The organism is Streptomyces sp. NPDC013317 (assembly GCF_055563155.1).
The window spans coordinates 33,543-57,289 of the sequence record NZ_JBVHDX010000005.1; the positions used below are offsets into that span (position 1 = coordinate 33,543).

The window sequence follows — 23,747 nt, forward strand, 5'->3', positions numbered from 1 at the left end:
ACCTGGGCCCGGAAGGCAGGAGACCGCACAGCTGATGACGGAACGACCCCCGCAGCGCATCCCGAACCGCCGGCTCGCCGCGCTCATCGCCGAGGCCGGGTTCTCCAACGCGGGCCTGGCGAGACGGGTGGACCAGCTCGGCCTGGAGCACGGGCTCGACCTGCGGTACGACAAGACCTCCGTGACCCGCTGGCTGCGCGGTCAGCAGCCGCGCGGCACCACGCCCGCCCTGATCGCCGAGGTCTTCACCCGGCGCCTGGGCCGCCGCCTCTCCGCGCAGGACCTCGGTCTGGACGCCTGCGCCCCCGTGTACGCCGGTCTCGAGTTCGCGGCGACACCCGACGAGGCCGTCGACATCGTCAGCGGGCTGTGGAGGAAGGACTCCGGGAGCCACGCGGAGCTGCGCAAGATCGCCTTCACCCCGGCGGGGCTCGTCGTCCCCAGCCGCGACTGGCTGATCGGCCGCGCCGACGACCGGGTGGCGCGGAGCGAGAGCGCCGCGCCGAGCGGGCGGCTCGGCGCGGACGGCCTGCTCGGACAGGACCCCCGGGTGCCGCAGCAGGGCAGGATCTCGGTGCCCCGGCAGCGCGGTACGGACCGGGGACCCGGGCAGCGGGTCTCCAGCGGCGACGTCGCCGCGCTGCGCTCGGTCGGCGAGCTCTTCCGCACCCTCGACCACGCGTACGGCGGCGGCCACGCCCGCCAGGCACTCGTCCGCTACCTGGAGCACGAGGCCGAGCCGATGCTGCGCGGTGTCTACGGGGAGACCGTCGGCCGCCGGCTGTTCGCCGCGGCGGCCGATCTGACGAGACTGGCCGGCTGGACCTCGTACGACATCGCGGCGCACGGGCTCGCCCAGCGGTACTTCGTCCAGGCGCTGCGGCTCGCGCAGGCGGCGGGGGACCGGGCCTACGGCTCGTACGTCCTGATCACCATGAGCCGGCAGGCCGTCTACCTCGGCCACGGGCGCGAGGCCGTTCAGCTGGCCCGGGTCGCCCAGCAGGGCGTCGGCTCCACCGCGCCGCCGGTCGTCCAGGCCCTGCTCCACTCCGTGGAGGCGCGCGGGCACGGGGTGCTCGGTGAGGCCCGGGCGTGCGGCGCCGCGCTGGCCAGGGCCGAGCGGGCGCTGGAGACGGCCAGGCCCGGGGACGACGTGCCGTACTGGGCGCGCCCCTTCGACGAGGCGCAGCTCTCCGACGAGTTCGGGCACTGCCACCGCGACCTCCAGCAGTACCGGGCCGCGGCGCAGCACGCCGAACGCTCCCTCCAGCTCCGCGCCCCGGGCTTCGCGCGCAGCCGCCTCTTCTGCCGGGTGGTCCTCGCCTCCGCCCGCCTCGGCCTCGGCGAACTGGACCAGGCGTGCGCCCTGGGCGCGGAGGCGGCGCAGCAGGCCTCCGAGATGCGTTCGGCCCGCGCGCTCGAGTACGTCCGCGACTTCGAACGGCGACTGGAGCCGTACCGCGACGCGGCCGCGGTCCGTACCTACCGCGACCGCGTGGCGGCCATCGGCTGACGCCCCCGCGCGCCTGCCGGTCGTGCCCTCCTAGGCCGCCGCCTCCGCCGGGGCGCCCTGGGGCGCACGGATGCCGAGGTCCGTCAGGAGTGCGTGCGCCGCACGATGGGCGGAGGCCAGGGCCCCCTGGGGCGTGGACGTGTCCCGATGGTCGCCGCAGACGTAGAGACCGGCGAGCAGGCGGACCGGGCGACGGGCGTCGTGCGGCGGCGGCATCGCGGGGATCGCCTCGGGGGTGTGGTGCAGCGCGAGGAGCTCCCACTCGTCCGTCGACGTCCCGTACAGGGTCGCGAGGTGCTTGCGGACCCGGCGCTCCGCGTCGTCGGGCGGGGTGCCGAGGATCGTCGAGGACACCAGGACGCGGCCCGCGGGTGCCCTCGTGGGATCGACGGCGCTCATGACGGCCGTGTGCGCCACCGGGCCGCCCGGATCGGACTCCAGGATCAGGACGGGGTCGGGCGTGGGCGCCTCGGGGGCCGTGTGATGCAGCACGGTGACCGCGTGGAAGCGTGGCACGCGCAGCCCGGGCAGCAGCTCGGCCGCCGTACGCGCGCCCGTGGCCAGCAGGACCGAACGGCAGCCGTAGACCCCGTGCTCCGCCGTCTCGACCCGGTTGATCGCGAGGTCCGTGACCCGGACCCCCGTGCGCACCGTCCCCGGCGGCAGCGACGCGGCGAGCAGCTCGGGCAGCGAGCCGGCCCCGCCCTCCGGGACGCAGAGCCGCCCGCGCGCGAACGCGCGCAGTGCCAGGTCGGCCTGGCGACTGGACGTGGTCAGGTCGGGATCGCCGAGCAGCGACGCGATCAGAGGCCGTACGGCCGCCTGGACCGTGCGCGCCGGCAGCCGCGCCGTCAGCGCCTCGCGGGCCGTCCGCTCCGGCCGGGCCAGCAGGCGCTGCGCGGGCGTCGCCGCGAGCCGTGCCAGCGAGGCGCCGAGCCGCGCCTGGTCCAGCGAGGCGGCCGGATTGCGGGGGGCGCTCGCGAGGGCGCGCGCCACACTGAACGCTCCCCCTACGCGCCAGGGTGTGTGGGTGGAGCGCCGACGTGGGTGCGGGAACGGTTCTCCGACCCTCGCGTACCGACCGTCGCTGTGCACCAGCGCCCCCGGCCCGAACGGGCGCAGCGTCACTCCCTCCAGGCCCCGGGTCCGGAGCAGTTCGGCGCGCGAGGCCGTGAGCAGCGGCCCGGTCCGGTCGAGGCGGAAGCCCTCCATGTCGTCGGTGGCCATCCGGCCGCCGACCCGTGGACCGGCCTCCAGGACCGTGACGCCGAGCCCGGCGCTGGTCAGCCGGTGGGCGGCCGCGAGCCCCGCGATCCCGGCCCCGACGATGACGACGTCCGTGGCGACGTCCTTGTGGCGTGCGGTACTGAGCACGTGCCCCTCCCCAGGTCGGCGCGGCTGGTGGGAGGCCTATGCCCCCAACCGGCCCCCGGAATGCCCGCATTCGCATTCAGGGCATGCCAGCCTGGGGCTTCGCCCGTGGCCGCGTCAGCGGCGCGCGCGGGGGTGCACGCAGCACGGGGTCGCACCGTGCGGTGTCAGGCCGCCGCGCGGATCGACTCGTCGATCGTCGGAAAGGCGAAATCGAACCCCGACTCCAACAGGCGGCTCGGGAGCACCCGCTGACTGCCCAGCACATCCACCGCGAACTCGCCGAGCGCCAGGCGCAGCGCCGGCGCCGGGACCGTGAAGAGCGTCGGGCGGCGCAGGACCCGGCCCATCGCCGCCGTCACCTCGCGGTTGGTCACCGGCTCGGGGGCGGTCAGGTTCACCGGCCCCGCCAGGGAGTCGGTGTCGATCAGGTGCCGCAGGGCGGCCACCTCGTCGTGCAGCGAGATGAAGCTCCAGTACTGCCGGCCGTCGCCCATCCGTCCGCCTACCCCGGCGCGGAAGACCGGGAAGAGCCGGCCCCACGCCCCGCCCTGTGCGGCCACGACGAGACCGGTGCGGGCGTAGACGACCCGGATGCCGGCCTCCTCTGCGGGGGCCGCCGCCGCCTCCCACTCCACGCAGACCGAGGGCAGGAAGCCCTCGCCCGCGGGTGCGCTCTCGTCCACCGCGCGCGAGCCCGTGTCGCCGTAGTAGCCGAGGGCCGTGCCGCACACCAGGACCTTCGGCGGGTCGGCCAGCGAGGCGAGGGCCTCCGCGATCGCGCGCGTACCGAGCACGCGGCTGTCGCGGATCTGCTTCTTGTACGCCTCGCTCCAGCGGCGCTCGCCGACGCCCGCACCCGCCAGGTGCACGACCGCGTCGACCCCGACGAGCCCCGCCGCGTCCACGTACAGCCGCGCCGGGTCCCACTCGATCTCGTCCGCGGTCCGGGCGGGCCGCCGCACCAGACGGCTGACGTGGTGGCCGTCGGCGCGCAGTGAGCGCACCAGGGCCGTGCCGATGAGTCCGGAGGCGCCGGTGACGGCGATACGCGAGCGTTGCATGGGGACATCCTGCCCTCCCCGTCCCGACGTGGCACAGTGGCGCACATGATCGCGCCGGAGACGCACATACGACAGGCCCTCGCCGCCGACGGGGACGCGCTGGCGGAACTGGACCGTGCGACCTGGTCCCCGCTGCACGCCGTGCTCCCGCCGCCGGAGCCCCCGTACGCGCCGTTCTTCGACGACCGGCACCGGCCCGAGGACTTCCTGGTCGCGCAGCGCGGGCCGGAGGTCGTCGGCTACCTGCGGCTCGTGCCGCCCACCCCGCTCGCCTGCAACGCGCACGTCCGCCAGATCCAGGGACTCGCCGTCGCCGAGAGCGCCCGCGGCCGGGGCGTGGCCCGCGCGCTGCTGCGCGCCGCCTTCGACGAGACCAGGCGCCAGGGCTGCACGCGGATCACGCTGCGCGTCCTCGGCCACAACAAGCCCGCCCGTGCGCTCTACGCCTCCGAGGGCTTCGTGGTGGAGGGCGTCCTGCCCGGCGAGTTCTTCCTGGACGGCGCGTACGTCGACGACGTCCTGATGGGCCGCTCGGTAGCGCCGTAGGAGAACCGTCCTAGGCGTCCGTGTGCCCGGCCCCCGCCGGCGTCAACGGGCCCATCCCGCCCATCAGTTCCCGCAGACAGCGCACCGCGAGCTCGGCCGGCGCGCCCTGGCCGCGGACGGGTGCGTCCGTCTCCGCCCAGGCTTCCAGGGCGACCCGGATGGCGTCCGTGGCCGCCGCCGCGGCGAGCCGTACCTCCAGCGGGTCGGCGCCCGGGCCGGCCAGCTCCGCCACCACCGCGAGGAGCTTCTCCTCCGACTCCTGGTTCACCCGGTACCAGACGGCCCGCAGCGCCGCGTCCTCCGCGGCCGCCCTCAGCAGCCCGCGCGTCCAGCGGAGCCCCTCGGCCGCCTCCTCGTCGGCGGCCGCGAGCGCCTCGGCGATCGACCGCTCCAGGGCGGCCGGCACCGTCGACCCCGGCTCCGCCGCCGCCAGCGACTCCCGCCAGCGGTCCGCGCCGCCCGCGAGGAGCGGGGCGACCGCGTCCTGCTTGGAGCGGAAGTACCGGTAGAAGGTGCGCAGCGCGACCCCGGCGCGCAGGGCGATGTCCTCGGCCGTGGTGCCGTCGGGGCCGCGTTCGGTGAAGAGCTCGGCGGCGGCCCGCGCGATGTCGAGCTGGGTGGCCGCCTTGCGGCGCTCCGTCAGGGAGCCGGGCTTCGGGGAGGGCTTGGTGCTCACCGTACGAAGGGTACGCGGCCCCTGCCGACCGTGCATTTCATGCAGGTATGGCAAATCGTGCCACTCGGGCGTACGGTGTGCCTGCACCGAGACAATCGCCGTCGAGAGGTCGGACAGGACATGAACCGCTACGAAGGACGCCGCGCACTGGTCACCGGTGGCGGCTCCGGCATCGGCCAGGCCACCGTGCTGCGCATGCTCGCCGAGGGCGGCAGCGTCGTCGCCGCCGACATCAGCGAGAACGGCCTGAAGGACACCGTCGCCAAGGCCCGCGCCGACGCCGACCGGCTGACCGCCCTCGTCGTGGACATCGCCGACGAGACCTCGGTACGCGCCGGTGTCACCGCCGCCGTCGAGGCGCTCGGCGGCCTGGACGTGCTGGTCAACGCCGCCGGCATCCTGCGCTCCTCGCACACGCACGAGACGACGCTCGACGCCTTCGAGCAGGTCGTCCGGATCAACCTGACCGGCACGTTCCTGATGATCCGCGAGGCCGTCCCGGCGCTCCTGGAGGGCAACGGCTCCGCCGTCGTGAACTTCTCCTCCACCTCTGCGGTGTTCGCCCACCCGTACATGGCCGCCTACGCGGCCAGCAAGGGCGGCATCCAGTCCATGACCCACGCGCTGGCCGCCGAGTACGCCAAGCAGGGCATCCGCTTCACCGCCGTGCAGCCCGGCTCCATCTCCTCCGGCATGACCGACGGCTCCGGCGCCAGCGGCCGGTCCACCGGGCCCGGCCTGCCCGAGGACACCGACTGGTCCCTCTTCGCCAAGCTCGCCCCGGCCATCGGCGAGGGCTTCGCCGGCCCCGAGACCGTGGCCGGTGTCGTCGCGATGCTCGCCTCCGACGACGGGAAGTTCATCACCGGCACCGAGGTCCGTGTCGACGGCGGGACCCACTTCTGATGAGCGCCGCCACGGTCTTCGGCGGCCGTACGGCGGTGATCACGGGCGCATCCTCCGGGATCGGCGCCGGGCTCGCCCGCCACGCCGCCGGCCTCGGCATGAGGCTCGTGCTCGCCGACATCGCCGCCGACCGTCTCACCGCCTTCGCGGACGAGCTGCGGGAGGCGGGCGCGCAGGCCGAGGCGGTCGTCACCGACGTCGCCGACCCGTCCTCCGTGGAGGCGCTCGCCGACCGCGCGTACAGCCGCTTCGGCGCCGTCGACCTGCTGGTCAACAACGCCGGGATCATGGCCATGGGCTACTCCTGGGAGATCCCCGCCGAGCGCTGGGACGCCATGCTCCGTGTCAACATCGGCGGCTACGTGAACGGCATCCGCGCCTTCGTGCCGCGCATGCTGGAGCGCGGCGAGCGGTCCTGGGTGGTGAACGTGTCGTCGATCGGCGGGCTGCTGCCCAGCCCCCTGATGGCCCCGTACAGCGTCACCAAGTTCGGCACACTCGCCCTGACCGAGTCGCTGCACTACGAGATGCGGATGAAGGGCGCCCCCGTCCAGGTCTCCGTGGTGACCCCCGGGGCCGTACGGAGCGAGATCTTCCGGGCGGCTCGCCCCGGAGCGTCCGAGCCGCCCGAGGTCACCGGCTTCTCCGACCACCTCCAGGCCATGAGCGACGAGCACGGCCTGACCCCCGAGGAGCACGCGGAGCGGGTCTTCGCGCAGGTCGCGGAGGGCAAGTACTGGGTGGTCCCGCAGCCCGACACCCTCCACGAGGCGCTGCCGGCGCGGACGGACATGATCCTCGGTCAGGTGGACCCCGAGCTGCGGCTCGGCTGACGGACCGGTACGGACCCGGGGTGGGGACGGCCGCCCGGGTCTCTACCCCACCCTCCTCGCACGGGAGGCCGGGCCGGCTGCGCGCCGAACCGCTCGGGCCGGCTACGCGCCGAACCGCTCCCACAGGCGCGGGTAGCGCGCCGCGAGCGCCGTGTCGTCCTCCACGTCGAAGGCGACGCCTTCCGGCTCCGCCGGCTGCGGCGGAATCCCCAGGTCCGGTGCCTCCGCGCCGGTGAGCTGCTCGTACGCCTCGTCCGCCGCGAACCCCAGCTCCTCGCCGTCCCCGTCGATCTCCTCGTCGAACTCGTCGAGCAGCTCGGCGAGCGCGTCCGGGTCGTGCACCGCGCCCTCGAAGACCTCCCGGCCCTGCCCGATGAGCCAGCAGCGGAAGTAGTCGAAGGCGTCGTCGCCCGCACCGTCGAGCAGCACCGCCGCCGCGCCCCAGAGGTCCCAGCGGTACGCGCGGTTGTAGCGAGCCTCGAAGTGGCGGGCGAAGTCGAGCACGGAGTCGGGGTCGAGCTGCAGCAGCCGCTCGACGAGCAGGTCGGCGTGTTCCTCGGGGTCGCCCTCGGCGGCCTCGCGGGTGGAGTCGATGATCTCCCAGAACTCCGTCTCGTCCATCACGGACCAAGCATCGACCTTGGGGAAGGGCGACGCACCCGGAAACAGCCAAAATCAAACCGGACAGAAGGTGTCGTACTTTCCTGTCACGCTCGTTCCATGGAGACCACAACGAAGCCGCTCAGCGGCAGGATCGCACTGGTCGCGGGCGCCACACGGGGCGCCGGACGGGCCATCGCCGTGGCGCTCGGCACGGCGGGCGCCACCGTGTACGTGACCGGGCGCACCACCCGGGACAGGGTGAGCGAGGTCGGCCGAACGACCGAGACCATCGAGCAGACGGCCGAGCTGGTGACGGCGGCCGGCGGCGAGGGCGTCGCCGTTCCCACCGACCATCTGGAGATCGACCAGGTCCGGGCGCTCGTCGAACGGATCGACGCGGAGCGCGGCCGGCTGGACGTCCTCGTCAACGACGTGTGGGGCGGGGAACACCTGCTCGAGTTCGGCAAGAAGATCTGGGAGACCGATCTGACCGACGGGCTGCGCATGATGGAGCTCGGTGTGCGGACGCACACGATCACCTCCCGCCTCGCGCTGCCGCTGCTCATCCGCCACCCGGGCGGACTCGTCGTCGAGATGACCGACGGAACCGCCGAGTGGAACACGCGGTTCCGCGAGAACTTCTTCTACGACCTCACGAAGAACGCCCCGATCCGGATGGCGTTCGCGCTCGCCCACGACCTGGAGGACGTCGGTGCCACCGCGGTCTGCCTCACGCCCGGCTGGCTGCGTTCCGAACAGATGCTGGCGGCCTTCGGCGTGACCGAGGAGAACTGGAGGGACGCGATCGAGAAGGTCCCGGGCTTCGAGATCGCCGAGTCCCCGCTGTACGTCGGCCGCGCCGTCGTGGCCCTCGCGGCCGACCCCGACCGGGCCCGCTGGAACGGCCGGTCGCTCTCCAGCGGTCAGCTGGCCCGGGTGTACGGCTTCACGGACGTGGACGGCTCCCAGCCCGACGCCTGGGGCTACATGCTCGCAGGCGAGACCGGCACCCCCTCCGTGGACGACTACCGCTGACCACCCCGCCGTCCGGCCTCCCGGCCGTACAGCGCGGAGAGGCCCTCCGCCGCGGCCGTGAAGCGGGAACGGAGCGGTGCGGGGGACAGGACCTCCACCTCCGGGCCCAGGGTCAGCAGCTGGCTGAACGCGACCTCCTCGTTCTCCACGCGGAGCGTCGCCGTCAGCCGGCCCCCGCCGTCCGTCGAGGCGGCCGCGAGCGCCTCCTGTGCCGCCGCGCGGTCCGTCACGTACGGCAGCCGGCGCGCCCCCGCCTGGGAGAGCCGCAGGACGACCTCGGAGCGCAGGATCGAACGGGCGAACTCCGCGGCCCGCTCCGACCAGAACGCGGGCAGGTCGAACTCCTTGTCCCGCTCGAACCGCTCCTCGCGGAGGGCCACGGCCGCGAAACGGTCCACCCGGTAGGTACGGAACGCCGTACCCGAGCGGGCGCACAGGTACCAGACGCCCGCCTTCAGGACGAGCCCGTACGGTGCCAGCTCGCGCTCCACCTCGGCGTCCCCGCGCCGGTAGCGCGCCGAGAGGAGCCGGTCGTCCCAGACCGCCTCCGCGATCGGGGGCAGCAGCTCCGGCGTCTCCGGCTCCTGGTACCAGCCCGGGGCGTCGAGCAGAAAGCGCTGCGCAGCCGAGTCCGGGGCGTCGCGCAGCGAGGGCAGCAGCGCCGCGGACACCTTCAGCCGGGCCGCCGACGCCGTGTCCTCCAGGCCCATGTCCCGCAGCGCGCCCGGCAGTCCGGACAGGAACAGCGCCTCGGCCTCGCCGCGCGCGAGGCCCGTGAGTCGCGTGCGGTAGCCGCCGATCAGCCGGTACCCGCCGGCCCTGCCCCGGTCCGCATACACCGGAACCCCCGCCTCCGAGAGGGCGAGGGCATCACGGGTGACGGTCCGTTCGGACACCTCCAGCTCCGCGGCCAGTTCGGCCGCCGTCATCGACGGACGGGACTGGAGCAGAAGGACCATCTTGATGAGCCGGGCTGCGCGCATGACCCCCATCATGCGCGCACGCACCGACAGCCGGGCCGGAGTCCGGCCCACGGGCCTTACAGGCCGTAGCGCTCGCGCGCCTCCTTCACGGCCGAGGCCGGGACCTCGCCGCGGCGGGCGAGCTGGGCCAGGGCCGCGACGACGATCGACTGCGCGTCGACACCGAAGTGGCGACGGGCCGCGTCACGCGTGTCCGACAGACCGAAGCCGTCCGCACCGAGCGACGACCAGTCCTGCTCGACCCACTGCGCGATCTGGTCCGGGACCTGACGCATGTAGTCCGAGACGGCGAGGACCGGGGACTCCACGCCCTCCAGCGCCCTGCGGATGTACGGGACCTGCTCCTCGCCGCGCAGCAGCGCCGCGTCGGACTCCAGCGCGTCGCGCCGCAGCTCCGTCCAGGAGGTCGCGGACCACACGTCCGCGCCCACGCCCCACTCGGCGGCGAGCAGCTTCTGCGCCTCCAGGGCCCAGTGGATGGCCGTACCGGAGGAGAGCAGCTGGATCCGCGCGGCGTTCGCCGGCAGGTCGAGGCCCGCCGACTCCGCCGTGTTGAAGCGGTACAGGCCCTTGACGATGCCCTCGTCGACCCCGGCCGGCTTGGCCGGCTGCGGCATCGGCTCGTTGTAGACCGTGAGGTAGTAGAAGACGTCCCGGTCCTCGCCCTCGGCACCCTCGCCGTACATCCGGCGCAGGCCCTCCTTGACGATCGCCGCGACCTCGTAGGCGAACGCGGGGTCGTACGTCAGGGCGGCCGGGTTGGTCGCCGCGATGACGGGGGAGTGGCCGTCGGCGTGCTGCAGGCCCTCACCGGTCAGCGTCGTCCGACCCGCCGTGGCACCGACGAGGAAGCCGCGGCCGAGCTGGTCGCCGAGCTGCCACATCTGGTCGGCCGTGCGCTGCCAGCCGAACATCGAGTAGAAGATGTAGAACGGGATCATCGCCTCACCGTGCGTGGAGTACGCGGTGGACGCGGCGATGAAGTCGGCCATCGAGCCGGCCTCGGTGATCCCCTCGTTGAGGATCTGGCCGTTGACGGCCTCCTTGTAGTACATCAGCTGGTCGCGGTCGACCGGCTCGTACGTCTGGCCCTTCGGCGAGTAGATGCCGAGCGACGGGAACAGCGACTCCATACCGAAGGTACGGGCCTCGTCCGGGACGATCGGGACCCAGCGCTTGCCGGTCTCCTTGTCGCGGATCAGGTCCTTGACCAGACGGACGAAGGCCATCGTCGTCGCCATCGACTGCGAGCCGGAGCCCTTGTCGAAGGCGGCGAACGCCTTCTCCGCCGGGGCCGGCAGCGGCGCGAGCGCGTGCGAGCGGCGGGCCGGGGCGGGGCCGCCGAGCGCGGCGCGGCGCTCCTGGAGGTAGCGGACCTCGGCGGAGTCGGCGCCGGGGTGGCCGTACGGCACCACGCCGTCGACGAACTGCGCGTCCGAGATCGGCAGACCGAGGAGGTCACGCATGTTCTTGAACTCGTCGGTGGAGAGCTTCTTCATCTGGTGGTTCGCGTTCTTCGACGCGAAGCCCTCACCCAGGGTGAAGCCCTTCACGGTCTGCGCGAGGATCACCGTCGGGGCGCCCTTGAACTCCAGGGCGGCCTTGTACGCGGCGTACACCTTGCGCGGCTCGTGGCCACCGCGGGAGAGGTGGAAGCACTCGAGGATCTTGTCGTCGCTCAGCAGCTGGGCCATCGCGACGAGCGCCGGGTCCTTGCCGAAGAAGTCCTCGCGGATGTAGGCGGCGTCGCGGGTCTGGTACGTCTGGACCTGCGCGTCCGGGACCTCGCGGAGGCGGCGGACGAGGGCGCCGGTGGTGTCGAGCGCGAACAGCTCGTCCCAGGCGTTGCCCCACAGCGACTTCACGACGTTCCAGCCGGCGCCGCGGAACTGGGCCTCCAGCTCCTGCACGATCTTGAAGTTGGCGCGGACCGGGCCGTCGAGGCGCTGCAGGTTGCAGTTGATGACGAAGGTCAGGTTGTCCAGACCCTCGCGGGCGGCGAGCGCGAGTGCCGCCGTCGACTCGGGCTCGTCCATCTCGCCGTCACCGAGGAACGCCCACACGTGCGACGCGGAGACGTCCTTGATGGCGCGGTTGGTGAGGTAGCGGTTGAAGCGCGCCTGGTAGATGGCGGAGAGCGGGCCCAGACCCATGGAGACGGTCGGGAACTCCCACAGCCAGGGAAGGCGGCGCGGGTGCGGGTAGGAGGGGAGGCCGTTGCCGCCCGACTCCTGCCGGAAGTTGTCGAGGTGGGCCTCGTTCAGGCGTCCGTCGAGGAACGCGCGGGCGTAGATGCCCGGGGAGGCGTGGCCCTGGATGTAGAGCTGGTCGCCGGAACCGTCGGCTTCCTTGCCCTTGAAGAAGTGGTTGAAGCCGGTCTCGTAGAGCCAGGCCGCCGACGCGAACGTGGCGATGTGGCCGCCGACCCCGTGCTTGGCACCGCGCGTCACCATGGCGGCGGCGTTCCAGCGGTTCCAGGCGGTGATCCTGCGCTCCATCTCCTCGTCGCCGTCGATGACGGGCTCCGCGGAGGTGGGGATGGTGTTGACGTAGTCCGTCTCCAGCAGCTTGGGCAGGGCCAGGCCCGCGCCCTCGGCGTGCTGCAGCGTGCGGCGCATCAGGTAGGCGGCCCGGTGGGGGCCGGCGGCCTTGGTGACGGCGTCCAGGGAGGCCGCCCACTCGGCGGTCTCCTCGGTGTCACGGTCCGGGAGCTGGTCGAGCTCGCTCGGAATCTTGCCTACGGGATCGGTCATGATCGCCGCCTTCCGGACAGATGGGGGTGGAGAAGGGGTGCCTTGTCTGGCAGGACAGGGCGAAGGGCCGGGTAGCGGCCCGCCGAAGACTGTAAGCCGCCGATCGATGATCGATCAAAGGGTAGCCGGGGAAAACCGCTCCAGATCGCGAAAGTCGGCACAGGGTGCCGCGAAAACGGGCACCGGGTGCCTTGTTTTCGCAGGTGAGAGGCCGAATGAGAGGCCCCTCGCACGAATGAGCGGGCCCGTGGAGGGCCCGCTCATCGGGTACGGAGGTGGATCGGGCGCCGCGCGACGCGCCCGTGCGTCAGGCTCTCGGGGCGCAGCCGAGGACGTGGGCCTTGACCAGGCTGCCGATGTGCGGGTCGCCGCGCCGGAAGGCCTCCACGAGCTCCTGGTGCTCCTCGGCGTACGACTTCTGGACCGTGCCGAGCCAGCGGATCGACAGCGCCGTGAAGACCTCGATGCCCAGGCCCTCCCAGGTGTGCAGCAGCACGCCGTTCCCGGCCGCCTTCACCAGCTCGCGGTGGAAGCCCACCGTGTGCCGTACCTGGGCCGTTCCGTCGGCCGCCCGGTCCGCCTCGTACAGCGCCGCCACATGCGGCTCCAGGGCCGAGCAGTCGGCCGCGAGCCGGGTCGCCGCGAGCTCCGCCGCGATCTGCTCCAGACCGGCCCGGACCGGGTAACTCTCCTCCAGGTCGGCCGCGGTCAGATTCCGTACCCGTACGCCCTTGTTGGGGGAGGACTCGATCAGCCGCAGCGACTCCAGCTCGCGCAGTGCCTCGCGGACCGGCGTCTGGCTGACCTCCAGCTCGGTCGCGATCCGGCGCTCCACGATCCGCTCGCCCGGCTTCCAGCGGCCGCTGACGATGCCCTCCACGATGTGCTCGCGGATCTGTTCGCGCAGCGAGTGGACGACGGGCACGCTCATGAAGCCGCTCCTTAAGGGACGCGTTGACACTCAAGACAATACGGCGGCGCCCCCGCCCGGAAACACTTCCGGGCGGGGGCGCCGCAGGTGAGGCTTGTTACGTTGCCAATCCGGCCTCGCCCTACAGGCCGAGGTCGACCTCGAACTCGCCGGCCTCCAGGATCGCCTTGACGGCCGTCAGGTAACGGGCCGCGTCGGCGCCGTCCACCAGACGGTGGTCGTAGGAGAGCGTCAGGTACGTCATGTCGCGGACGCCGATGACGGTGCCCTCGGCGGTCTCGATGACGGCCGGACGCTTGACCGTGGCACCGATGCCCAGGATGGCGACCTGGTTCGGAGGCACGATGATCGTGTCGAACAGCGCACCGCGCGAACCGGTGTTGCTGATGGTGAAGGTCGCACCGGCCAGCTCGTCCGGGGTGATCTTGTTGCCGCGGACCTTGCCGGCCAGGTCGGCCGTGGCCTTGGAGATGCCGGCGATGTTCAGGTCGCCCGCACCCTTGATGACCGGCGTCATCAGACCCTTCTCGGAGTCCACGGCGATGCCGATGTTCTCCGAGTCGAAGTACGTGATGGTGCCCTCGTCCTCGTTGATCCGGGCGTTGATGACCGGGTGGGCCTTCAGCGCCTGGGCCGCCGCCTTCACGAAGAACGGCATCGGGGACAGCTTGACGCCCTCGCGGGCGGCGAACGCGTCCTTGGCACGGGCGCGCAGCTTCATCAGCTTGGTGATGTCGACCTCGACGACCGAGGACAGCTGGGCCTGGCCGTGCAGCGCCTTCATCATGTTGTCGCCGATGACCTTGCGCATGCGGGTCATCTTGACCGTCTGACCGCGCAGCGGCGACGCCTCCAGGGCCGGGGCCTTGGGAGCGGCGGCCGCGGGAGCGGCGGCGGGGGCCGGGGCGGCCTTCTTGGCCTCGGCGGCCGCGAGGACGTCCTGCTTGCGGATACGGCCGCCGACGCCGGAGCCCTTGACGGACGCCAGGTCGATGCCGTTCTCGGAGGCGAGCTTGCGGACCAGCGGGGTCACGTAGGCGCCGTCGTCCGCCGGCTGTGCGGCGGCGGGGGCGGGCGCTGCCGGGGCTACCGGAGCCGGGGCGGCCACGGGGGCCGGAGCGGCGACCGGAGCCGGAGCGGCGGGCGCGGCCTGGGCCGGAGCCGGGGCCGGGGCCGCCGGAGCAGCCGGGGCGGGAGCCGGAGCAGCCGGGGCGGGAGCCGGAGCAGCCGGGGCGGGAGCCGGGGCAGGGGCGGCGGGCGCGGCCTGGGCGGGAGCCGGGGCGGCCGGAGCCGGAGCGGCGGCCGGAGCGGCACCCTCGGCACCGATGACGGCCAGCTTGGCGCCGACCTCGGCGGTCTCGTCCTCGGCGACGACGATCTCCAGGAGGACACCGGAGGCCGGGGCAGGGATCTCGGTGTCGACCTTGTCGGTCGAGACCTCGAGCAGCGGCTCGTCGGCCTCGACGGTCTCGCCGACCGACTTCAGCCAGCGGGTGACGGTGCCCTCGGTGACGGACTCGCCGAGCGCCGGCAGGACGACGTCGGTGCCCTCGGCGGAGCCGCCGCCGGAGGCGGCCTCGGCGGTCGGGGCCGGGGCGGGCTGCTGGGTCTCGGTGGACGGCTGGGCCTGCGGGGCCTCCTGCGCCGGGGCCTCGGCGGCGGCGGCCTCCGGAGCCGGGGCGGCGGCCGGCGCACCGGAGCCGTCGTCGATGATCGCGAGCTCGGCGCCGACCTCGACGGTCTCGTCCTCGGCGACCTTGATGGAGGCGAGGACGCCCGACGCGGGGGCGGGGATCTCGGTGTCGACCTTGTCGGTCGAGACCTCGAGCAGCGGCTCGTCGGCCTCGACACGCTCACCCTCGGCCTTGAGCCAGCGGGTGACGGTGCCCTCGGTGACGCTCTCGCCGAGCGCCGGCAGGGTTACGGAAACCGACATGGTTTCAGTTGCTCCTAACGAATTGCGGTAAGTGGTCGTCGCGCCCGTGATGACGTGAGCGTCAGTCGTGGGAGTGCAGAGGCTTGCCGGCCAGCGCCAGGTGCGCCTCGCCGAGCGCCTCGTTCTGCGTCGGGTGGGCGTGGATGAGCTGCGCGACCTCGGCCGGCAGCGCCTCCCAGTTGTAGATCAGCTGCGCTTCGCCGACCTGCTCGCCCATGCGGTCACCGACCATGTGGACGCCGACCACGGCACCGTCCTTGACCTGGACGAGCTTGATCTCGCCCGCGGTCTTCAGGATCTTGCTCTTGCCGTTGCCCGCGAGGTTGTACTTCAGGGCGACGACCTTGTCCGCGCCGTAGATCTCCTTGGCCTTGGCCTCGGTGATGCCGACGGAGGCGACCTCGGGGTGGCAGTACGTCACCCGGGGCACGCCGTCGTAGTCGATCGGAACGGTCTTCAGACCGGCCAGGCGCTCCGCGACCAGGATGCCCTCGGCGAAGCCGACGTGGGCCAGCTGCAGGGTCGGGACGAGGTCGCCGACCGCCGAGATCGTGGGCACGTTGGTACGCATGTACTCGTCGACGAGGACGTAGCCGCGGTCCATCGCGACACCCTGCTCCTCGTAGCCGAGACCGGCCGAGACCGGGCCGCGGCCGATGGCGACGAGCAGGACCTCGGCCTCGAAGGTCTTGCCGTCGGCCAGGGTGACCTTGACGCCGCTGTCGGTGTACTCGGCGGACTGGAAGAACGTGCCGAGGTTGAACTTGATGCCGCGCTTGCGGAACGCGCGCTCAAGAAGCTTGGAGCTGTTCTCGTCCTCGACCGGGACCAGGTGCTTCAGGCCCTCGATGACCGTGACGTCGGTGCCGAAGGACTTCCACGCGGAGGCGAACTCGACGCCGATGACACCGCCGCCGAGGATGATCGCGGACTCCGGGACGCGGTCCAGGGTCAGCGCGTGGTCCGAGGAGATGATCCGGTTGCCGTCGATCTCCAGACCCGGCAGCGACTTCGGTACGGAACCGGTGGCGAGGAGGACGTGGCGACCCTCGACGCGGCGGCCGTCGACGTCGACGGAGGTCGGGGAGGAGAGCCGGCCGTGGCCCTCGATGTACGTCACCTTGCGGGAGGCGACGAGACCCTGCAGGCCCTTGTACAGGCCCGAGATCACGTCGTCCTTGTACTTGTGCACGGCCTTGATGTCGATGCCCTCGAAGGAGGCCTTGACACCGAACTGCTCCGCCTCGCGCGCCTGGTCGGCGACCTCGCCGGCGTGGAGCAGGGCCTTCGTCGGGATGCAGCCGTTGTGCAGGCAGGTGCCGCCGAGCTTGTTCTTCTCGATCAGTGCGACGTCCAGGCCCAGCTGCGCTCCGCGCAGCGCCGCGGCGTAACCGCCGCTACCGCCGCCGAGGATCACTAGGTCGAAAACGGTGCTGGCGTCGTTCGCCACGTCACGTCCTCCATGCATGTGCGCCGGGCGCCGGTCTCCGATGACCGGGCGGCGGCTGGTGTTCGGCCGCTTTTTCTTCGGCCCTGTGGTGGGGGCCCTGTCCTGCCGAGAACCCATCTTCGCACTTGTTGCCGGACGGCGGGACGCGGGGCCGGTGTGTGAGACCGGGCGATCGTCCGTACGGGCGGGTAACACCGGCGTACGAACCTACGGATTTCGTCGAGAGCGCAACGGCCCCTTCGGACGAGGGGAACGTCACGGCCCCCGGGAGCCTTCCCGGGGGCCGTGACGTTCGGGACGGGCCCGAGGGGACGGTCAGAGCTCGCCGTCGGCCGTGAGCTCGGCCAGCCTCACCAGCGTGCGGACCGCGGAGCCCGTGCCCCCCTTGGGGGTGTAGCCGTACGGCGCGCCCTCGTGGAAGGCCGGGCCCGCGATGTCGAGGTGGGCCCAGGTGATGCCCTCGCCGACGAACTCCTGCAGGAACAGACCGGCGACCAGGCCGCCGCCCATCCGCTCACCCATGTTCGCGATGTCCGCGGTCGGGGAGTCCATGCCCTTGCGCAGGTCCGCCGGGAGCGGCATCGGCCAGGACTGCTCGCCGACCTCCTCGGCGATCTCGTGGATCGCGGTGCGGTAGTCGTCGTCGTTGGCCATGATGCCGAAGGTGCGGTTGCCCAGGGCCAGCACCATCGCGCCGGTCAGGGTCGCGACGTCGACGATCGCGTCCGGGTGCTCCTCCGAGGCCCGGGTGAGGGCGTCGGCGAGGACGAGCCGGCCCTCGGCGTCGGTGTTGAGGACCTCGACGGTCTTGCCGCTGTACATGCGCAGCACGTCGCCGGGGCGGGTCGCCGAGCCCGACGGCATGTTCTCGGCGAGCGCCAGCCAGCCGGTCACGTTGACGGCCAGGCCGAGGCGGGAGGCGGCGACGACGGCGGCGAAGACGGCGGCGGCGCCGCTCATGTCGCACTTCATCGTCTCGTTGTGGCCGGCCGGCTTCAGGGAGATGCCGCCCGAGTCGTAGGTGATGCCCTTGCCGACCAGGGCGAGGGTCTTCTCCGCCTTCGGGTGGGTGTAGGCGACGCGGACCAGGCGCGGGCCGCGGGCGGCGCCCTGGCCGACGCCGAGGATGCCGCCGAAGCCGCCCTTGACGAGCGCCTTCTCGTCGAGCACCTGCACCTTGAGGCCGTGCGCCTTGCCCGCCGCGGTGACGGCGGCGGCGAACGTCTCGGGGTAGAGGTCGTTCGGCGGCATGTTGATCAGGTCGCGGGCGCGGTTGATCTCCTCGGTGACCGCCTGCGCGCGCTCGGCGGCGGCCTTGAAGGCCTTGTCGCGCGGCTTGGCGCCGAGCAGGGCCACCTCGGCCAGCGGCTTCTTCGCGTCCTTGCCGTTCCTGGCCTCCTGGTACGCGGTGTAGGCGTACGCGCCGAGCAGCGCGCCCTCGGCGATCGCCGCGGCGTCCTCGGGGGCGGTGACCGGCAGGGCGAACGCGGCCTTCTTGGCGCCGTTTAGGGCGCGGGCCGCGGTGCCGGCGGCGCGGCGGAGCGCCTCGGCGCCGTACGCCTCGCCGTCCTCGGGGGCGGAGCCCAGGCCGACGGCGAGCACGACGGGGGTCTTCAGACCGGCGGGGGCGGGCAGCTTGATGGCCTCACCCTCGGCACCCGCGGCGCCCAGGGTCTCCAGGACGGCGGCGAGCCTGCCGTCGAACGCCTTGTCCACGGCCTCGGCGCCGGGGGCGACGACCAGGCCCTTGCCGGACTTCGCGACACCGACGACGAGGGCGTCGGCGCGCAGCGTCGCGGCCCCGGCTGTGCTGAGAGTGAGAGCAGTCACGGTGGTGAAATCTCGCTTCCATTGAGTTCTGTGGCGGTCGAGGGTGGGCCGACCATGCCCGCCGCATCGTATTTCGGCCCGGAGAGCGCCGAGAACGAGCCTACGCTCGCTCTACGTGTTCGCTCACGGCGACGGTGATTCACTCATCCGTGGTGTCTCTTTCACGTTTACCCCTCAAGGTCGGAGAGCTCGTCCACACTCGCCTCATTCGCGCAAGGGCGGCAGCCGCCCCTTTGCACCATCCGCAACATCTCCACGGGTCCTTCGCATTCGGCGGGCCCGTCGAGGGGGGACACCACCGATGGACTCTGCTGGATCCCGCACGCCCCGAACCGCGGCCTCGGGCCTGGGGCGTACGCCCAGGACCGCCGCGCTGATCGCGGCCGCGCTCCTCGCCACCGTCGTTCCGACGGCGGGCGCGAGCGCCGCCGCACCGCCGGTCCCGCGGATCGACCTGACCGTCCTGGTCGTCGACGACGGAGGCGGCGCGGTGGAGGCGATCACCGCCGAGCTGCGCTCCACCGGCGTCCCGTACCGCCGGGTCGATCTGGCCGATTCCGGCCGTCCGGTCATCGACGCCGCCTTCCTCAGCGACACGGTCTCGGGGCGCCCCCGCGCCAAGTACCAGGGCGTCGTCCTGCCCCACGAGGCCGCCTTCGGCCCCGACTCCGCGGAGCAGGCCGCGCTCACGGCGTACGAGAAGAGCTTCGGCATCCCGCAGGTCGACGCCTACACCTGGGCCCACCCCGGTGTCGGGCTCGACTACACCAGCGACGGGGGGTTCTCCGGCCCCCTCGACGGAGCCGCCGCCGCCGTCACCGCCGTCGGCAGGACCGGCCCCTTCGGCTACCTGGACGGACCGGTCGCCTTCGAGGACAACGACCCGTCGATCTCCGAGAGCTACGGCTACGCGGGCCGTCCGCGCGAGGGCTTCACCAGCCTCCTCGACATCCCCGTCGACGGCGGCGGACGGGCCAGCCTGATCGGCGAGTACGCCCACGACGGCCGGCGCGAACTGGTCGTCACCTTCGCCTACAACCAGTACCAGCGGCAGTTCCGGGTGCTCGCCCGCGGCATCGTCGAGTGGCTCACCCAGGGCGTCCACCTCGGGCAGAACCGGAACTACTTCTCCGTCCACGTCGACGACGTCTTCGCCCCCGACGCCCGCTGGGACACCACGCGGAACTGCACCCCCGGCGACTTCGACTGCCCCGGCGGCGACGGCGAGGCCGGCGAGAACCCGGTCCGGATGACCGTCGACGACGCCGTGTACGCCGCCGCCTGGCAGAAGTCCGCCGGCTTCACGATGGACATGGTCTACAACGGCGGCCAGGGCGAGCAGTGGAAGACCGAGCACGGCGGCACCGACCCGCTCGCCGCCCGGCTGATCGCCGACCGCGCCCAGTACCGCTGGATCAACCACACCTACACCCACCCCTTCCTGGGCTGTGTGCAGGACAACAGCACCGTCCCCTGGCAGTGCGCGAAGACCGCTGCCGGAGCCACCCGGTGGACGAGCCGGAGCACCATCTCCGCGCAGATCCGCGACAACCACAACTGGGCCGTCGCCAAGGGCATCTCGGTCGACCGCACCGAGCTCGTCACCGGCGAGCACTCCGGCCTCAAGACCTCGCCGCAGCAGCCCGTCGACAACCCCAACCTGTCCGGGGCGCTCTCCGACAACGGCGTGAAATGGATCGCGAGCGACAACTCCCGCGAACCCCAGCAGCGCGCCGTCGGCGCCGCGAAGACCGTCCCGCGCCACCCGATGAACGTGTACTACAACGTCGGCACGGCCGCCGAGATGGCCGACGAGTACAACTGGGTGTACACCTCGCGGGCCCACGGCGGCAGCGGGATCTGCGAGTCCAACCCGGCCTCCACCTGCCTGCCCGCCCCGCTCGACACCGCCACCGGGTACGCCACCCACATCGTCCCGCAGGAGGCCCGCACGGCCCTCTCCCACGTGGTGGCGAACGACCCCCGCCCGCACTACGTCCACCAGTCCAACCTCGCCGAGGACCGCATCCTCTACCCCGTCCTCGACCGGGTCCTGGCCGACTACCGGGCCCTGTTCGCCGACAACACCCCGCTGGTCAACCCGCGCCAGCGTGACGTGGGCACGGAGCTGGACCGCCGCACCGCCTGGGACCGCGCGCTCGCGGCCGGCCAGGTCACCGCGTACCGCATCGGCGACACGGTCACGGTGAAGGCGCCCTCCGGGGTGACCGCCCCCGTCACCGTCCCCGAAGGAACCCGCAAGCAACTCCTCCTCGGCACCGCGGTGTTCGGGACGCCCTACGCCGGAGCGCGCTCGGCCTGGACCGGCCCCGAGGCGCTGCAGTCCACGACCACGCTCAAGCTCCCGACCGCCTGACCACGTGCCCGTACGTTCTGGGGGAAACGAACATGCCGAGCAGTGGCCGTCACGTCACCATGCTCACGGAAGGCACCTATCCGCACGTCCACGGGGGAGTGAGCACCTGGTGCGACCAGCTCGTCCGGGGCATGCCCGAGGTCGACTTCCAGATCCTCGCCCTCACCGGCAGCGGCCGCGAGCCCGTGACCTGGGAGCTGCCGCCGAACATCTACCAGCACACCGCCTTCCCGCTCTGGGGCACCGCCCCGGAGCGGGGGCGGGCCCCGCGAGGGCGTGAGCGCCGCCGGTTCGTCGACACCTACGAGCGCTTCCTGCTCTCCATCCTCGACCCCGGCTCGGGCTGCGACTTCGGCGAGAGCCTCTACGCCCTCGCCGAACTGGCCCGGCGCGGCGGCCTCACCGCCGCCCTGCGCTCCGAGCGCGCGCTGCGCTCGCTGATGTGGATCTGGACCATGCCGCATCTGCCGACGGCAGCCGCCCGGCCCACCGTCCACGACGCGCTCACCGCCACGGACCTGCTCGAACACGCGCTGCGCCCGCTCGCGGCCCGGATACCCGACGACAGCGTCGCGCACGCGGTCTCCAGCGGACTCGCGACCCTGCCGGCGCTGACCGCCCAGCACTTCGAAGGAGTGCCCTTCCTGCTGACCGAACACGGCATCTACCTGCGGGAGCGGTACCTCGGCTACCGCACCGAGGCCCAGCGCTGGCCGGTCAAGGCCCTGATGCTCGGCTTCTACCGCGAACTCAACACCCTCGGCTACCGCAAGGCCGACCTGATCACCCCGTGCAACCAGTACAACCGGCGCTGGGAGGAGCGCGGCGGCGCTCCCGCGGACCGGATCCGGACCGTCTACAACGGCGTCGACCCGGCCGCGTTCCCCGACGCCGGCCCCGAGCCGGAGGTCCCCACGCTCAGCTGGTGCGGCCGCGTCGACCCCATCAAGGACCTGGAGACGCTGATCCGGGCGTACGCCATCACCCGCGCCGAACTGCCGGAGCTGCGGCTGCGGTTGTTCGGGCCCGTCCCGGCGGGCAACGAGGACTACCTGACCCGTCTGGAGAAGCTCGCCGCCGAGCTGGGCGTGACCGACGGCATCACCTTCGAGGGGCGGGTCTCCGACGTGGCCCGGGCCTACGCGGCCGGAAGCGTGGTGATGCTCTCCTCGATCAGCGAGGGGTTCCCGTTCTCCCTGATCGAGGCGATGTCCTGCGGCCGGGCCACCGTCTCCACCGACGTCGGCGGCGTCCGGGAGGCCGTCGGCGACACCGGAATCGTCGTCCCGCCCCGCGAGCCCGCCGTGATGGCCGCGGCCGTCACGGAGCTGCTGCGGGACGGGGCGCGCCGGGCCGAACTGGGGCGCACGGCCCGGCAGCGGGTCGTCGACCGGTTCACGCTGCACCGCTCCGTGGACGGCTTCCGCCGGATCTACCGCGAGCTCGCCGGCCGGCCCGTCCACACCGCGCCCGAGGCGGAGGACTGGACGGCGCTCCTCACCGATCCCTGGCGCCAGGAACTCGTGGGCGGAGGCTCCCTGTCATGAGCGGCTCCCTCTGGCTGAAGAACGGCACGATGCGCGACACCCTGCCCGCGATCCCACGGCAGCGCGTGGACGACACCCCGCACCGCACGGCGTACGCCGACGATCCCGTCGGCGAACTCGCCGACCGCCTGAGCGCGTTGGCGGCCCACGCCGTGCACCCGGACGAGATAGCCGCGATCCTGGAGTCCGACGGCATGACGGACGACCACATACGGCTCACCTACGGCCGCGCCGACTCCTTCGCCCTCGCCGAGGACATCTACGCGCGCGTGGAGCGTCACCACCCCGGGCCCGAGGCCGCGCCCGCGGGCCCGTGGCACCTCGGGCTCACCGGCTGTCTCCTGCGCGGCCTCGTCTTCGCGCTGCCCGGGCTCGCCTACGTCCTGGGAGCCCCGCTCCTGGGCGGGGCGAGCACCACCCCGCTGCTCGCGGGGGCCGTGGCCGGGTGGGTCTGGAACCAGGCCCTCTCCCACCGCGCGTACTCCTGGCTCGGACTGGGCGATCCCCAGGCCGCCGCCAGGGCCCTGCTCCTCGGCGCTCCGGCGAGCGCTCTCCTCGGCTCCGCGGTCGCGTTCGCGGCCGCGGAGCCCGGCGAGTGGCCGGCCGTGGTGTTCGCGGCGGGGCAGGCTCTCTACCTGGGCGCCGCGACCGTCCTGCTCGTCCTCGGCCGCGAACGCGCCCTGCTCTGCGCGCTGTCACCGCTCCTCGGGGCCGTGCCCGCGTTCTGGTACGACCTCCCCGACCCGGTCAGGGCCGGTCTGCCGGCGCTCTCCCTGGTGGCCGCGCTCACCTTCGCGGCGGCGGTGCTGCGCCCGGGGCCCCTGCGGCGGCCCCGCTCGGGTCCCCCGCTGGCCGCCTCCCTCCCGTACGGCCTGTTCGGCCTCGGCACCGGACTCCTGGTGCTGTACGCCGGGACCGGCGACGCCCTCGTCACGGGCGCGGGGCCCGTGGTCGCTCTGACGCTCTCCATGGGGCCCGCCGAGTGGCTGCTCCACCGGTTCCGCCGGGTCAGCCTCGCCCGGCTGCGCACGCTCACCACGGCCCGCGCCTTCCGGCGGGCCGCGGCCGGGAACCTCGTCCACTGCCTCGGCGCCTACCTCGCCGTCCTCCTCGCCCTGTCCGCCGTCGGCACCCTGCTGTGGCCGGGAGCCGAAGCGCTGGGCGGCGCGCGGCTGCTCGGTCTCGTGCTGGTCGGGGTCGTGCTCTGGCTCGGCCTGCTCCTGCAGGCCTTCGGCGCGGTGCGCAGCGCCGCCGCCGTGTGCGTGGCCGCCGCCGCGACCCAGACCCTCGCACCGAGTGCGGGCCCGGCCGTCTCCGCCGTGGCCGCGGCCGTCCTCGCCGTCCTGACGTGCGCGCTCCTCGTCCGCCCGACCGCCCACCGCGCCTGAGGAAG

Annotated in this window: 18 protein-coding genes; 8 read left to right on the forward strand and 10 right to left on the reverse strand. The window is 73.0% G+C overall.

What is annotated here, in order from left to right; all coding sequences use genetic code 11:
- The first annotated feature begins 34 nt into the window (after nt 1–34).
- Complete coding sequence (locus ACZ3IJ_RS15750) at nt 35–1,513, forward strand: regulator (RefSeq protein WP_467468477.1); 1,479 nt, start codon at nt 35–37, stop codon at nt 1,511–1,513.
- A gap of 30 nt (nt 1,514–1,543) precedes the next feature.
- Here the strand turns inward: ACZ3IJ_RS15750 and ACZ3IJ_RS15755 are convergent, their stop codons facing one another.
- Together ACZ3IJ_RS15755 and ACZ3IJ_RS15760 are read right to left on the reverse strand one after the other, a co-directional pair.
- A complete protein-coding gene (locus tag ACZ3IJ_RS15755) occupies nt 1,544–2,887 on the reverse strand; it encodes an NAD(P)/FAD-dependent oxidoreductase (RefSeq protein WP_467468479.1) in 1,344 nt (447 codons plus the stop codon).
- Nucleotides 2,888–3,051: 164 nt separating this feature from the next.
- Entirely contained in the window at nt 3,052–3,948 is an 897-nt protein-coding gene (locus tag ACZ3IJ_RS15760; protein ID WP_467468481.1) for a TIGR01777 family oxidoreductase, read from the reverse strand.
- Between the two features lie 45 nt (nt 3,949–3,993).
- On the opposite strand from ACZ3IJ_RS15760, the gene ACZ3IJ_RS15765 reads away from it, so the two are divergent.
- Complete coding sequence (locus tag ACZ3IJ_RS15765; RefSeq protein WP_467468483.1) at nt 3,994–4,494, forward strand: GNAT family N-acetyltransferase; 501 nt, start codon at nt 3,994–3,996, stop codon at nt 4,492–4,494.
- 10 nt (nt 4,495–4,504) lie between these two features.
- Here the strand turns inward: ACZ3IJ_RS15765 and ACZ3IJ_RS15770 are convergent, their stop codons facing one another.
- On the reverse strand, nt 4,505–5,170 hold the full coding sequence (locus ACZ3IJ_RS15770) for a TetR family transcriptional regulator (protein WP_467468484.1): 666 nt from the start codon (nt 5,168–5,170) through the stop codon (nt 4,505–4,507).
- A 120-nt stretch (nt 5,171–5,290) separates the two neighbouring features.
- On the opposite strand from ACZ3IJ_RS15770, the gene ACZ3IJ_RS15775 reads away from it, so the two are divergent.
- Both ACZ3IJ_RS15775 and ACZ3IJ_RS15780 read left to right on the forward strand, forming a co-directional pair.
- Nucleotides 5,291–6,076: an SDR family NAD(P)-dependent oxidoreductase gene (locus tag ACZ3IJ_RS15775; protein ID WP_467468486.1), complete on the forward strand. Its 786-nt coding sequence runs from the start codon at nt 5,291–5,293 to the stop codon at nt 6,074–6,076.
- Entirely contained in the window at nt 6,076–6,909 is an 834-nt protein-coding gene (locus tag ACZ3IJ_RS15780; protein ID WP_467468488.1) for an SDR family NAD(P)-dependent oxidoreductase, read from the forward strand. Before ACZ3IJ_RS15775 ends, ACZ3IJ_RS15780 begins: the two co-directional genes overlap by 1 nt.
- Nucleotides 6,910–7,011: 102 nt before the next feature.
- Here the strand turns inward: ACZ3IJ_RS15780 and ACZ3IJ_RS15785 are convergent, their stop codons facing one another.
- Nucleotides 7,012–7,530 carry a DUF4240 domain-containing protein gene (locus tag ACZ3IJ_RS15785; protein ID WP_467469068.1) on the reverse strand — a complete coding sequence of 173 codons (519 nt, stop codon included), beginning with the start codon at nt 7,528–7,530 and terminating at the stop codon, nt 7,012–7,014.
- 99 nt (nt 7,531–7,629) lie between these two features.
- Here ACZ3IJ_RS15785 and ACZ3IJ_RS15790 point away from each other — a divergent pair, with 99 nt between their 5' ends.
- Nucleotides 7,630–8,547 carry an SDR family oxidoreductase gene (locus ACZ3IJ_RS15790; RefSeq protein WP_467468490.1) on the forward strand — a complete coding sequence of 306 codons (918 nt, stop codon included), beginning with the start codon at nt 7,630–7,632 and terminating at the stop codon, nt 8,545–8,547.
- On the opposite strand, the gene ACZ3IJ_RS15795 is transcribed toward ACZ3IJ_RS15790, so the two are convergent.
- From ACZ3IJ_RS15795 to ACZ3IJ_RS15820, 6 genes are all read right to left on the reverse strand, one after another.
- On the reverse strand, nt 8,538–9,530 hold the full coding sequence (locus ACZ3IJ_RS15795; RefSeq protein ID WP_467468491.1) for a helix-turn-helix transcriptional regulator: 993 nt from the start codon (nt 9,528–9,530) through the stop codon (nt 8,538–8,540). The genes ACZ3IJ_RS15790 and ACZ3IJ_RS15795 overlap by 10 nt on opposite strands.
- A gap of 56 nt (nt 9,531–9,586) precedes the next feature.
- Nucleotides 9,587–12,283, reverse strand: a complete 2,697-nt coding sequence (aceE, locus tag ACZ3IJ_RS15800) for a pyruvate dehydrogenase (acetyl-transferring), homodimeric type (protein ID WP_467468493.1) — start codon at nt 12,281–12,283, stop codon at nt 9,587–9,589.
- A gap of 307 nt (nt 12,284–12,590) precedes the next feature.
- A complete protein-coding gene (locus ACZ3IJ_RS15805; protein ID WP_467468495.1) occupies nt 12,591–13,214 on the reverse strand; it encodes a GntR family transcriptional regulator in 624 nt (207 codons plus the stop codon).
- A 121-nt stretch (nt 13,215–13,335) separates the two neighbouring features.
- On the reverse strand, nt 13,336–15,150 hold the full coding sequence (gene sucB, locus ACZ3IJ_RS15810) for a 2-oxoglutarate dehydrogenase, E2 component, dihydrolipoamide succinyltransferase (RefSeq protein ID WP_467468497.1): 1,815 nt from the start codon (nt 15,148–15,150) through the stop codon (nt 13,336–13,338).
- Between the two features lie 61 nt (nt 15,151–15,211).
- Nucleotides 15,212–16,600, reverse strand: coding sequence for a dihydrolipoyl dehydrogenase (gene lpdA / locus ACZ3IJ_RS15815; RefSeq protein ID WP_467468499.1), 1,389 nt, complete (start codon nt 16,598–16,600; stop codon nt 15,212–15,214).
- 315 nt (nt 16,601–16,915) lie between these two features.
- On the reverse strand, nt 16,916–18,430 hold the full coding sequence (locus ACZ3IJ_RS15820; RefSeq protein WP_467468500.1) for a leucyl aminopeptidase: 1,515 nt from the start codon (nt 18,428–18,430) through the stop codon (nt 16,916–16,918).
- Between the two features lie 301 nt (nt 18,431–18,731).
- Between ACZ3IJ_RS15820 and ACZ3IJ_RS15825 the strand changes: the two genes are divergently transcribed.
- The 3 genes from ACZ3IJ_RS15825 to ACZ3IJ_RS15835 are packed head-to-tail and all read left to right on the forward strand — an operon-like array spanning nt 18,732 to nt 23,742.
- Nucleotides 18,732–20,807 carry a hypothetical protein gene (locus ACZ3IJ_RS15825; RefSeq protein WP_467468501.1) on the forward strand — a complete coding sequence of 692 codons (2,076 nt, stop codon included), beginning with the start codon at nt 18,732–18,734 and terminating at the stop codon, nt 20,805–20,807.
- A gap of 32 nt (nt 20,808–20,839) precedes the next feature.
- Nucleotides 20,840–22,354: a GT4 family glycosyltransferase PelF gene (gene pelF / locus ACZ3IJ_RS15830; RefSeq protein WP_467468503.1), complete on the forward strand. Its 1,515-nt coding sequence runs from the start codon at nt 20,840–20,842 to the stop codon at nt 22,352–22,354.
- Nucleotides 22,351–23,742: a hypothetical protein gene (locus ACZ3IJ_RS15835; RefSeq protein ID WP_467468504.1), complete on the forward strand. Its 1,392-nt coding sequence runs from the start codon at nt 22,351–22,353 to the stop codon at nt 23,740–23,742. Before pelF ends, ACZ3IJ_RS15835 begins: the two co-directional genes overlap by 4 nt.
- The last annotated feature ends 5 nt before the right edge of the window (nt 23,743–23,747 follow it).

Coding starts and splice junctions, on each gene's coding strand:
- pelF (WP_467468503.1), top strand. CDS start 20,840: ATGCCGAGCAGTGGCCGTCACGTCACCATGCTCACGGAAGGCACCTAT.
- ACZ3IJ_RS15825 (WP_467468501.1), top strand. CDS start 18,732: ATGGACTCTGCTGGATCCCGCACGCCCCGAACCGCGGCCTCGGGCCTG.
- ACZ3IJ_RS15765 (WP_467468483.1), top strand. CDS start 3,994: ATGATCGCGCCGGAGACGCACATACGACAGGCCCTCGCCGCCGACGGG.
- aceE (WP_467468493.1), bottom strand. CDS start 12,283: ATGACCGATCCCGTAGGCAAGATTCCGAGCGAGCTCGACCAGCTCCCG.
- ACZ3IJ_RS15760 (WP_467468481.1), bottom strand. CDS start 3,948: ATGCAACGCTCGCGTATCGCCGTCACCGGCGCCTCCGGACTCATCGGC.
- ACZ3IJ_RS15785 (WP_467469068.1), bottom strand. CDS start 7,530: ATGGACGAGACGGAGTTCTGGGAGATCATCGACTCCACCCGCGAGGCC.
- sucB (WP_467468497.1), bottom strand. CDS start 15,150: ATGTCGGTTTCCGTAACCCTGCCGGCGCTCGGCGAGAGCGTCACCGAG.
- ACZ3IJ_RS15790 (WP_467468490.1), top strand. CDS start 7,630: ATGGAGACCACAACGAAGCCGCTCAGCGGCAGGATCGCACTGGTCGCG.
- ACZ3IJ_RS15805 (WP_467468495.1), bottom strand. CDS start 13,214: ATGAGCGTGCCCGTCGTCCACTCGCTGCGCGAACAGATCCGCGAGCAC.
- ACZ3IJ_RS15795 (WP_467468491.1), bottom strand. CDS start 9,530: ATGCGCGCAGCCCGGCTCATCAAGATGGTCCTTCTGCTCCAGTCCCGT.
- ACZ3IJ_RS15775 (WP_467468486.1), top strand. CDS start 5,291: ATGAACCGCTACGAAGGACGCCGCGCACTGGTCACCGGTGGCGGCTCC.
- ACZ3IJ_RS15780 (WP_467468488.1), top strand. CDS start 6,076: ATGAGCGCCGCCACGGTCTTCGGCGGCCGTACGGCGGTGATCACGGGC.
- ACZ3IJ_RS15835 (WP_467468504.1), top strand. CDS start 22,351: ATGAGCGGCTCCCTCTGGCTGAAGAACGGCACGATGCGCGACACCCTG.
- ACZ3IJ_RS15750 (WP_467468477.1), top strand. CDS start 35: ATGACGGAACGACCCCCGCAGCGCATCCCGAACCGCCGGCTCGCCGCG.